Below are 9,290 nucleotides of genomic sequence, written 5' to 3'. Positions count from 1 at the left end.
AACAGGTGGCTATAACTTAGAAGACACTAATGTTTCAGATAATCGGTTAATTTCCCTAATTTTATTGATAACAATAGCTTATACTTCTGCTACTCTTCACGGACAAAAAATTAAAGGTAAAGGAATTCAGAAATATGTTGGTAGAGTAAAAGAATCTGGTCGTTTACAAAGACGACACAGTAGTTTTTATATAGGCTTATATGCTCAAACTTGGGTCAAGTTTAGTTATGAACTTATTGATTTAGTACAAAAATTAATGAAACTTAATCGTAATAAGCGATGCAGCGCGGTCTTGGGGGTTTCCCCCATGAGCGACTGCATCAAGACAACAGAAGTATTATTTACGAGGAATGAGAGCTAGATCGCTTGCCCTGTCTGCTTTATAACTATTTTCGTCACCCCCCCAGAATATCTTCCTCAAAATAAGCATTGATTAGACCCCAGTTAACCACAGAAGCAATATAGTTATCGGGATCGTCATTATGAACGTATTCAAAAATGCTAGGATAGTCTGGCTTAGCTCTTAATGTATCGTCATTGGAAACAATACCGTGCTTGTTTGCCCAAACACCTGTTAATAAACTGCCCCAACCTGGACCACTAAAGGTTTGTTGTTCTGTTTCTGTTCCTTGAATCCCTCCTGTGAAAGACTCTATAATATTTAAACTGTCAAGATATGGTGTAGGAGTTTCGTCTAGTTTTTATAACTGCGCTCCATCAATACCGATGACAATAGCTTTCTTCTCAGTCATTGACTTTTCTAAAAAAAATAGTAAAAAAACATTTTGATTTGACTATAGTTGCCTGGTTTATTTAAGAAAGTATTATGAATTTTATAAAAAAAATTAAACTAATATTAATTTTCAATGAAATATAAAAAAAAGGTGGGGTTTGCCCCACCTTTGGCTTATCCAGATATGATAAATTTAGGATTTAGACAAAAACGAAATAATCTTGATTAGCAACAAGATCAGCCGAGAGATTAGTAACAATAGCTAAGTCACTGCCATTGGCAGAAATTACTGCTCCCAAATCCCCATCGGTAATGGTGAGATCATCAAAACCAATACCCAAACCAGCAATACCAATCACATCTTCGCCACTGAAAAAGTCAGTAATGATGTTAGCGCTATCGGGAATTTCAGCAGAAGCAATCCAGAATTGGTCTGCACCTGCGCCCCCAGTCATGATATTGTTACCACCAGAGGTCACAAAGAAACGATCTGCACCTTCTGCACCAAAAACGCGTTCGCTTTTAGCGTGACCTACGGTCAATCGCTTTTAGCGTGGCCTACGGCCAATCGCGCAGCGGCTCCAAAGGAGCATCGCTTGTTCCTAAAATAACAGTATCGTCACCGTTACCAGCATAGATACGATTATTTCCATCAGCCAAAGAGGCATCAATGATATCGTTACCTTCCCCAGCAAAAACTAAATTATTGCTACCAGTTAGTTCTAGAGCATCTGCTTCTAACGTACCAAAAATTTGTTCTTTAGTCTCACTGGCAGGAGCAATATCTAAAGCAAAAGCAAAGAGCTGAGTAGCAGGAGTTGCCGGGTCAAAGTCGTTATCACTAACAACAATTAAGGATTGACGACCATCGGGTAAAACTGGACCTAAGGCTAAACCTTCAAAATCATCGAGATTAGTCCCAAGATCATTAAAATCTACCAGCAGTTGTTTTTCGGCTACAACAATATCTCGACCTTTCAAGCTTGGCAAGTTACTGACATCGGTAGCATTTTGAGCCGATACTAAATAGAGCTTGTTTTGGTTTAAGCCAGTGTCGTCAAAATACCTTTCTAAGGCTAAGAAGGTTCCGGCATTATCGCTAATAATTCGGCCAAACTGTTAGTACGATCTACCTCATCAGGGGTACCTTCAGGAGCATTAGCATTACAGCAACCGCTGTAAGTTGTTAGCATCACCTTCGGAGGAAATAAACAAAGTACCATCTTTCCTTAAGGCAATGCCTTCAGGATCAGTTGCACCACTATTAAAGGGACGACCTGCTACATTCAAAAGTGTGGTTACAGCTTCAAATGCGACATCCCCTTCGTCTAGAGATCCATCACTCAAATCAATCGCTTCTACATCAGGATTTTGGGGAGAGCGGACTTGATCAGCCACAATCCGATCCCGCACTATATTGATAGTTTCAGGGAAGTCCCCAATTAAGCCATCTGCACCCAAACGGATTAAGTCTTCTGCTTCTTGTTGGGGAGTTTGTACTGAGCTATCTGGGTTTAAGGTCAGGTAGCGTTCTTCATTCCGTAAAGTGTAGACATTAACCAGTAATCCTGCATCATGGGCGAACTTAATTAAAGGGAAAACTTCTCCTGTTAACTGAGTTCTGATTTCTGCGTTACCATCCCCGTCACCATCAAAAGGTTCATCTAAACCTTCCCGGAGTAAAATGCTATTGTTCCAGGGATTAACCCCTTCGGCGTAGGTAATCATGAATTGATAAAATTCAGGAAGTGCCAACAAGTCCCCGTATCCAGTTTCAGCATTTAGATCGATAATATCTACTAAGTCGCCGTAAACTGCACGAGCGTCTTCTGCGGTAAAATGGGGGTTGCTGAAGTTAGCAACAACATCGTAGGGGAAAGAAAAACCAGGATTAAAGTTTTCTGTAGCTGCGCCAGTGAGTTGATGCAAAGGAACATCAATTCCCGCTTCGGGCATAATTTCCTTATCTAACCGAATTAAAGGCGCGATTTCAAAGGTTTGAATAATGTTTTGTTCTGGATTAGTAAAGTCTTCTTCCAGCAAAACCCGCACCGTAGCTTCTTCTACATTTAAACCAATGCTATCGAAGTAGCTATTATGCTTAAGTTCGTGAACAATACCAACTTGTTTACCGGTTTCGGCTTGAAAATCCTTAACTAGCTGAATTACTTCAGCCATGGTAGGAATTTCATACAAATCGTCAAACTCATCACTGCGCTCAGGGCGAGGTTGCCTAGCACGTAGGGTTTTGATTTCCTCTAAGGTAAAGTCTTCAGCGAAGAAGCCAGTAATTTCAACTCCATCAATAATTTTAGTGGTTTCCCGTCCACTAAATTCGGAGTGGTCAAGAATATTGGTGGTGTTATTTAGTAATGGCTCGTGACGAACTAAGGGTACTCCATCTTTGGTCATTACATAGTCGGTTTCAATGAAATCCGCACCCTGTTCGAGAGCCAAACGGAAACCTTCTAAGGTATGCTCCGGTAGAAGACCACTGGCACCACGATGACCAATAATGATCGGGTCTTGTCCGTTAAGAGTATTAAGTTGAGGGATATTAGGGGTGGGCATGGGAGCTTCTAGTAAGACGCCATTGCTATCGAAGTGTAATAGATAGGGACCATACTCATCTCCTACCCACAAATCGCCATTTTTGTCAATGACTAAGGGTTCGGTATCAAAATCTGTACCAGTTAAAAGTCTTTGGATATCGTTTTGGTTACGAATCTCAAAGGGTATTAGCTTGTTAGGATCCCTAAGAATAATAAATTCTTCAACCTCAACACTGCCGTCACCCCCTTCCGTACCAGCAAAATTGGGATCGACTTTGTAGATCCTGGCCAGAGTATCAGAATTGCTACCAAATAGGCTATCTACTATAAACCAATAACTATCATTATCGGCAAACTGTACTCCACTCCATCCACCTACGGGTTGACCAGGGAATGGTCCAGTGCGAGTGCTATCTACATCTTTGCCTGATTCCGGTCCATCGGCAAAGGTATCAGCAGGTAACGAAGCAAATCCGATCAGAGTTACTTCATTTGAGGTATCAACTACCTCTGGATTGTTAGTTTCCATAACAGTAGATCGCAGTTATGTATCGATGTTATAGCTATCAGCAAAAAGAGTAAAAACAGTGATAGTTGTAGAGTCATATGTCTTGGTTAATGTAAAACCAAAACTAGAGTTATCTACTTCTAATCTCTGAATTTAATCTCATCCAAAATACCTTAGCCATTAGATAATTATGGGTTTAGGTTAACTAATAATTAACTAAAAACTAATAAACAATTAAGTTTTAACAAAGATTTAGCAAAGTAAATATTGATAATCAGTTATCAGTTGACATTTGTTTATAGCACTATTTATTGATGTTTATTCGTCATCCTTGATTATAGTAATAAAAAAATCTATTCTTAAGTAGCTCCACCTAAAAAAACGTAAAATAGAAACCGAAAAATCTACCTTAGTAATTGAGGAATGCCAGCAGCGTTAAAAATAATTCTAACGAACGAAGAAAATCAAACATTAAAAGAGCTAGAAGTGGCAGAGTGTGTGCCTCGAAGAACAAAGCAAAGAGCAACCGCACTTCGTCTGAACGCAGCAGGATGGAAAGTCAAAGCGATCGCCAACTACTTAGGATGGGCACAATCCACAGTGAGAAAAACAATTCATCGATGGAATCAAAATGGATTAGCTGGTTTATGGGAAGCTCAAGGTAGAGGGAGAAAGCCGTCATGGAACAACGAAGATTGGGAAGCTTTGGCAAAATGGTTAAAAGAACCTCGTAGCATCAGCTCTCGACAATTAAGTCAAAGATTAGCCAGAGACAGACAAGTGTTTCTAGGACCAGAACAAGTTCGTCGCATACTAAAAAAAAAAGTGGCGTTGGAAAAGATTTAGGAAAAAACCTCCCGTACCCAAAAATCCAGAGTTGAAAGCAGCCAAAAAGAGAGATTTGCAAACCCTAAAACTATGGGCACAAGAAGATTTAATCACCTTACTCTATTTAGATGAGTCCGGATGTTCTCCACAGAGGACTCTGTGCTATGGCTATAGTCCCATTGGTGAACAAAAATCTATTTCTCAAAGAAGTAGAAAAGGAAGACGGGTCAATATCATGGGAGTTTGGGAACAAGACCAAAGATTTGAATATACCTTGAAAGTGGGAACCTACAACACCAAAAGTTATCTTCGTTTCATGGACTGGCAAGCACAACGAGCGATGAAACGATTATTTGAGACAGGAAAGCCCACAATAATTATTCACGATAATGCTTCAATCCATCGTGCCAAGCTAGTTAAAACACGTCATCAAATTTGGTCCAAACAAGGACCCACGCATCTTTTTTCTTCCTCCTTATTCTCCTGAGATGAATCGCATTGAAGACCAATGGCTACATCTCAAACGACAGGAATTAGGTGGTTATGTTTTTGAAGATGAGTACGATTTAGCAAGAGCGATTATTGAGGGCATCGAAAATCGGGGTCAACAGGGAAATTATACTGTGGAACGTTTGATGTTTAAGAGGCTGTTTGAAAAGTAGGAGAGGGAGTAAAAAAGCTCACACGGAGTAAACTGTGATTTACGAAAAAAACACACAGAACCGTGAGAGCAATGAGTAAAGCATATACGAGTAATCTCACCCAAGACCAGTTTGAATTGATTAAAGCGGTGCTCCCTCCAGCAAAGAAAAGGGGTCGCCCTCGCAGTGTCTGCCTGTTCTCAGTCATAAAGCGCCTATTGTATGTAGTGGTTCAAGGATGTTTTTGGCGAGATTTGCCGGGAGACTTTCCAGCCTGGCAGACAGTGTACACCTATTTCCGAAACTGGCGCACTGATGGCACTTGGGAAAAGATTCATCAACATTTACGAAGTCTAAACCGACTCATGTTGGGACGAGAAGAAAGCCCCTCAGAAGTGATTGTTGATAGTCAGAGTGTTCCCACTAGTACAATGGTGAACAAAGCGGTGGGTTATGACACCCACAAAGCCACCAAGGGACGTTTTCGCCACGCCGTAGTAGATACTTTGGGATTATTGATGTGCGTACTGGTCACAGCAGCTAGTGTACCCGAAAGGGAAGGAGGCAAGCAAGTCAAGCGCCCGTTTACAACAATTGGGACAATAGGTTCACCGTCTCTACTTGGTTTGGGTCGATGGTGGATATAGGGGTGAGCCTTTTCTACGTTTTGTGATGGATACCTTTGGATGGATTGTGCAAGTTGTGCTGCGTCCTGAAGAATCCATTGGCTTTGTCCTCCTCAAAAAGCGTTGGGTTGTTGAGCGTACCTAGGGAAAGTGGAACTGGTATCGACGCTCTTTGTCAAGACTACGAGTATTTGCCTCAAAACTCTGAGACCATGATTTACATCGCCATGATTCGTCTTATGGTTCGACGCTTAGCCTAAAAAAGCTACACCCCTACCCCTTTTCAAACAGCCTCTAATTAAGTGGAGCTACTTAGCTAGTTTAAGAAGAGAGAAATGACTAGGTATTTAAAGGATGGTATAGTGCTACGATCAAGTCAGAAGTCAGAAGTCAGAAGTCAGAAGTCAGAAGGAGGTACACTATTAATAATAATCATCATTTTGATTCGGTTGGGGACAAATAAAATCAATGCATTCATAGCCCCTAAGAATAAAAAATTTTCCTCAACTCAAGACGATCGCGAATCCTCTTCAATCTGTATCAATCTTATGCTCAATAAGCCTGTCAATAAGCACTCAAGAGTGTTAATCCCAGCAACCTACTGGCTGCTGGTCCCAATCAATAATAGAACCTGTAATCGGTGCAGAATCATTTGAGAGCAAGAAGGTAGTCGCTTTAGCAATTTGGTGCGGCTGGAGTAAGCTTTTAGCTGGCAAGGATTGCTGTACCTGTTCAAGCCAATTTTCGGACTTTCCCATGGCTAGTTGCACTTTATGCTCATTAGGAGTTTCTGTCCATCCTATATTGAGAGCATTGCATCGAATTTGTCGCCAACGCTGACTATAAGCGACGTTGCGAGTTAATGCTATAAGTCCTGCTTTTGCTGCAACATAGGGAGCTAAATATGATTGTCCGCCATAACTAGAAATTGAAATGATATTAACAATACTCCCAGCTGAGTTTTGCTTTTGCATTGCAAGTACAGCAGCTTGAATTGTGAAGAATGGTGCGCGTAAATTAACTGAAATTAACTCATCAAATAGCTCAGGACTAGTGTTTTCAATAGAACCACGTGTACTCAGCCCCGCAGCATTGACTAAGGCATCAATGCGTCCAAAGGTTTTGCAGGAGGTAGCAACTAAGTTTTGACAGTCCTCAACTTGCCTTAAATCCGTTCGCTGGAAACAGGTTTTCACATTAAATTCGTTTTGAATATCATCAGCAACTGCTTTGCCGCAATCCTGTTGGCGGCCACAAATAACTACTCCTGCTGCACCCGAACAAGCCACTTGACGGGCGATCGCAGCACCTAAACCCTGGGTTGACCCGGTAACGACTACGACTTTGTCTTTCAAACATCCAAAGGTTGGCTTAATTTGCTTTAGGTCTATGAGTTCTGGGCTGATGTGCATAGTGTTATCCCTAAACAACGGAGGTGATGGAATGGGGTTTTAGTCGCAATTAGTGCACTGATTAGTCTTTACTTCTGGTACTACAACCTTAGCCATTAATCGAAATTTGTTCAGGCCGATAATACAGAAACTTCATCGCTGTCCAAAGTATAACCATAATCATTGCTAACAGCATGATGTAAGGGAATAGCGACCATAGACTGAATTTTTGGGCAATCAGCCCCATTAGCCACGGCACAATTGAAGTTCCTAACTTACCAAGCCCACTTATGATTGCGATCGCACTTATAACAAGCCTTGGTTGTATTTGTTTTGCTACAACAGCGAGTATTGTGGGATACAACGGTCCCAAGCTTAGACCAGCAATCCCTAGGCCGACTGTAGACATGATGACCGATGGCCAAAACCAGATCAGCATCATATTAATCAAGATGCTGAACATGCAAAGATAGAGTAATTGATTAATCTCAAACCAGCGAAATAAAATACTAATGCCTAAACGGGCAAGAGTCATGCCTAACCAATAAGTACTGATGCTTAAGCTAGCCATGAAGTGAGATTCATGCTGAATACTACACAGAAAACTGTAAGCCCAATCCCCTAAGCTATGTTCTGTTCCAACACAGAAAATAACAAATCCACTGGTGAACCAGATAATAGGGGACGTTAGAGCAGCCTGCAAAACACTGGGTTGTGACCCTTGCGAGTCATCATAGTTTAACGTTGTATCAGCTTGATCTGAAAATGCCAAATATAATGCGATCGCCAACAGAAACCCCAGTAATGCCCATAATCGATAAATATTATACCAACCCTGATTGCTGGCAATGATGCTAGCGGCAATTATTGGACCTAACAAGGCTCCAACTCCCCAGAGTGCATGTAAATAATTAAGCCAAATCTTACTGTTTGGCTGCATGACCAGGTAAGCATTAAACCAAGTTTCTATAATTGCCAAACCAAAACCAATGAGGATAGGTAATAGAATAAAAATTTTAAATGGTGGGCATAAGCTACAAGCTAATGTGGCAATAACAAATGAATTGATACCAATAAGTAAAAGTGATAAGCGTCCAAGCCAATTTTCAATGAAGCCAATAGTTAATGCCGCAATGAAATGACCGAGTGTTCCTCCTAGAAGGAGGAAGGCGACGGTTGCTTTGTCAACCTGATAATAAATTTGTAGATTTAGAATTAAGACACTGATACTAGACTCATATAGACCAATCAGCAGAAATCCTAGAAGTAAAAGACTGATTTTGATGCGAGATTTCGGATCGTTATGTTCAAGTATACTCTGACTTGAAGTACCAGGGGATGAATCAATATTTAGAGTGTTACTTTGACTAATTTGATTATCTCCTGAAACTTGAGATGGTTCTTGAACAGCCATAATGGAAATTTGTTCCTTTAAAGATTATGGTTCTTCAGTACCTGCTATGCTAAATTTCCAGTTAACAAAACTCAGACAGCTTACTGTGTAAGGGTTATGAGGCTATTTAAATAATAAAGTTTTCTGAATACTGCCTCTTCCCCCTGCTCCGTTCGCGTAGCGTGGCCCACGGCCTCAGCTCCCTTTGCCAAAGTGTTGATTTAGGATAACAAGTACGGAAGAGCCAAGATTATTAGACCTCTCTGATAGCGGTTTTCAAATGGGTAGCTCTAATCTGTTTCGCTTATACTCCTATCAGACTGAATAATTGTGTCCATCCAAATGAAAAGCGCTATGAAAAAGAATCTTAAACCTTTATAGCAATTCTATTTAGATGGTGCAAGATGTGAGTTACAATCTATTTAGGATTGCTATATCATGTCTAGGTGAAAACTTATCCCTCTTCTGTCACTTTCCGAAATTATGACGAAATTCCATCATTACAGCCAACGACACCTAACGAGAGAATTAGGGTTTGACCCCCATTTTTCGGAGTCTGACAGCTGGCTGCCTGACACAAGTGGCTCAAAGCTTGCAATGACGTTGTTTGCTAGAATT

General features: G+C 40.8%; 8 protein-coding genes and 2 pseudogenes. 5 read left to right on the top strand and 5 right to left on the bottom strand.

Annotation, left to right across the window (positions count from 1 at the left end; genetic code table 11):
• Positions 1 to 361, top strand: a pseudogene (locus tag BJP37_RS36220) (hypothetical protein); the annotation flags it as partial.
• Between the two features lie 572 nt (positions 362 to 933).
• On the opposite strand, the gene BJP37_RS10905 reads toward BJP37_RS36220, so the two are convergent.
• From BJP37_RS10905 to BJP37_RS10895, 3 genes are read right to left on the bottom strand one after another with little or no spacing between them, the layout of a single operon-like run.
• Entirely contained in the window at positions 934 to 1,275 is a 342-nt protein-coding gene (locus BJP37_RS10905; protein ID WP_075898768.1) for a calcium-binding protein, read from the bottom strand.
• A 16-nt stretch (positions 1,276 to 1,291) separates the two neighbouring features.
• Entirely contained in the window at positions 1,292 to 1,837 is a 546-nt protein-coding gene (locus BJP37_RS10900; protein ID WP_229415563.1) for an esterase-like activity of phytase family protein, read from the bottom strand.
• Positions 1,838 to 1,897: 60 nt separating this feature from the next.
• Positions 1,898 to 3,814, bottom strand: a complete 1,917-nt coding sequence (locus BJP37_RS10895) for a glycerophosphodiester phosphodiesterase family protein (RefSeq protein ID WP_081431139.1) — start codon at positions 3,812 to 3,814, stop codon at positions 1,898 to 1,900.
• 402 nt (positions 3,815 to 4,216) lie between these two features.
• On the opposite strand from BJP37_RS10895, the gene BJP37_RS10890 reads away from it, so the two are divergent.
• From BJP37_RS10890 to BJP37_RS10880, 4 genes and pseudogenes are all read left to right on the top strand, one after another.
• Positions 4,217 to 4,639 carry a helix-turn-helix domain-containing protein gene (locus BJP37_RS10890; RefSeq protein WP_075898764.1) on the top strand — a complete coding sequence of 141 codons (423 nt, stop codon included), beginning with the start codon at positions 4,217 to 4,219 and terminating at the stop codon, positions 4,637 to 4,639.
• Positions 4,640 to 4,670: 31 nt separating this feature from the next.
• Positions 4,671 to 5,108 carry a transposase gene (locus BJP37_RS10885; RefSeq protein ID WP_081431138.1) on the top strand — a complete coding sequence of 146 codons (438 nt, stop codon included), beginning with the start codon at positions 4,671 to 4,673 and terminating at the stop codon, positions 5,106 to 5,108.
• A gap of 1 nt (position 5,109) precedes the next feature.
• Positions 5,110 to 5,283, top strand: a complete 174-nt coding sequence (locus tag BJP37_RS43450; RefSeq protein ID WP_158069523.1) for a hypothetical protein — start codon at positions 5,110 to 5,112, stop codon at positions 5,281 to 5,283.
• Positions 5,284 to 5,354: 71 nt separating this feature from the next.
• Positions 5,355 to 6,148, top strand: a pseudogene (locus BJP37_RS10880) (IS5 family transposase).
• Positions 6,149 to 6,472: 324 nt separating this feature from the next.
• Here the strand turns inward: BJP37_RS10880 and BJP37_RS10875 are convergent.
• Both BJP37_RS10875 and BJP37_RS10870 read right to left on the bottom strand, forming a co-directional pair.
• Positions 6,473 to 7,300: an SDR family oxidoreductase gene (locus BJP37_RS10875; RefSeq protein WP_075898762.1), complete on the bottom strand. Its 828-nt coding sequence runs from the start codon at positions 7,298 to 7,300 to the stop codon at positions 6,473 to 6,475.
• A gap of 88 nt (positions 7,301 to 7,388) precedes the next feature.
• Positions 7,389 to 8,693 carry an MFS transporter gene (locus BJP37_RS10870; protein WP_075898760.1) on the bottom strand — a complete coding sequence of 435 codons (1,305 nt, stop codon included), beginning with the start codon at positions 8,691 to 8,693 and terminating at the stop codon, positions 7,389 to 7,391.
• Between the last annotated feature and the right edge of the window lie 597 nt (positions 8,694 to 9,290).

It is taken from the genome of Moorena bouillonii PNG, from assembly GCF_001942495.1.
GTDB lineage: Bacteria > Cyanobacteriota > Cyanobacteriia > Cyanobacteriales > Coleofasciculaceae > Moorena > Moorena bouillonii.
Note: the sequence above shows the minus strand (reverse complement) of the source record. Positions and strands in the feature narration are given on the sequence as shown.

Excerpts from the sequence above, each read along its gene's own strand:
- BJP37_RS10895 (WP_081431139.1), bottom strand. The coding sequence starts at position 3,814 with ATGGAAACTAACAATCCAGAGGTAGTTGATACCTCAAATGAAGTAACT.
- BJP37_RS10890 (WP_075898764.1), top strand. The coding sequence starts at position 4,217 with ATGCCAGCAGCGTTAAAAATAATTCTAACGAACGAAGAAAATCAAACA.
- BJP37_RS43450 (WP_158069523.1), top strand. The coding sequence starts at position 5,110 with ATGAATCGCATTGAAGACCAATGGCTACATCTCAAACGACAGGAATTA.
- BJP37_RS10875 (WP_075898762.1), bottom strand. The coding sequence starts at position 7,300 with ATGCACATCAGCCCAGAACTCATAGACCTAAAGCAAATTAAGCCAACC.
- BJP37_RS10870 (WP_075898760.1), bottom strand. The coding sequence starts at position 8,693 with ATGGCTGTTCAAGAACCATCTCAAGTTTCAGGAGATAATCAAATTAGT.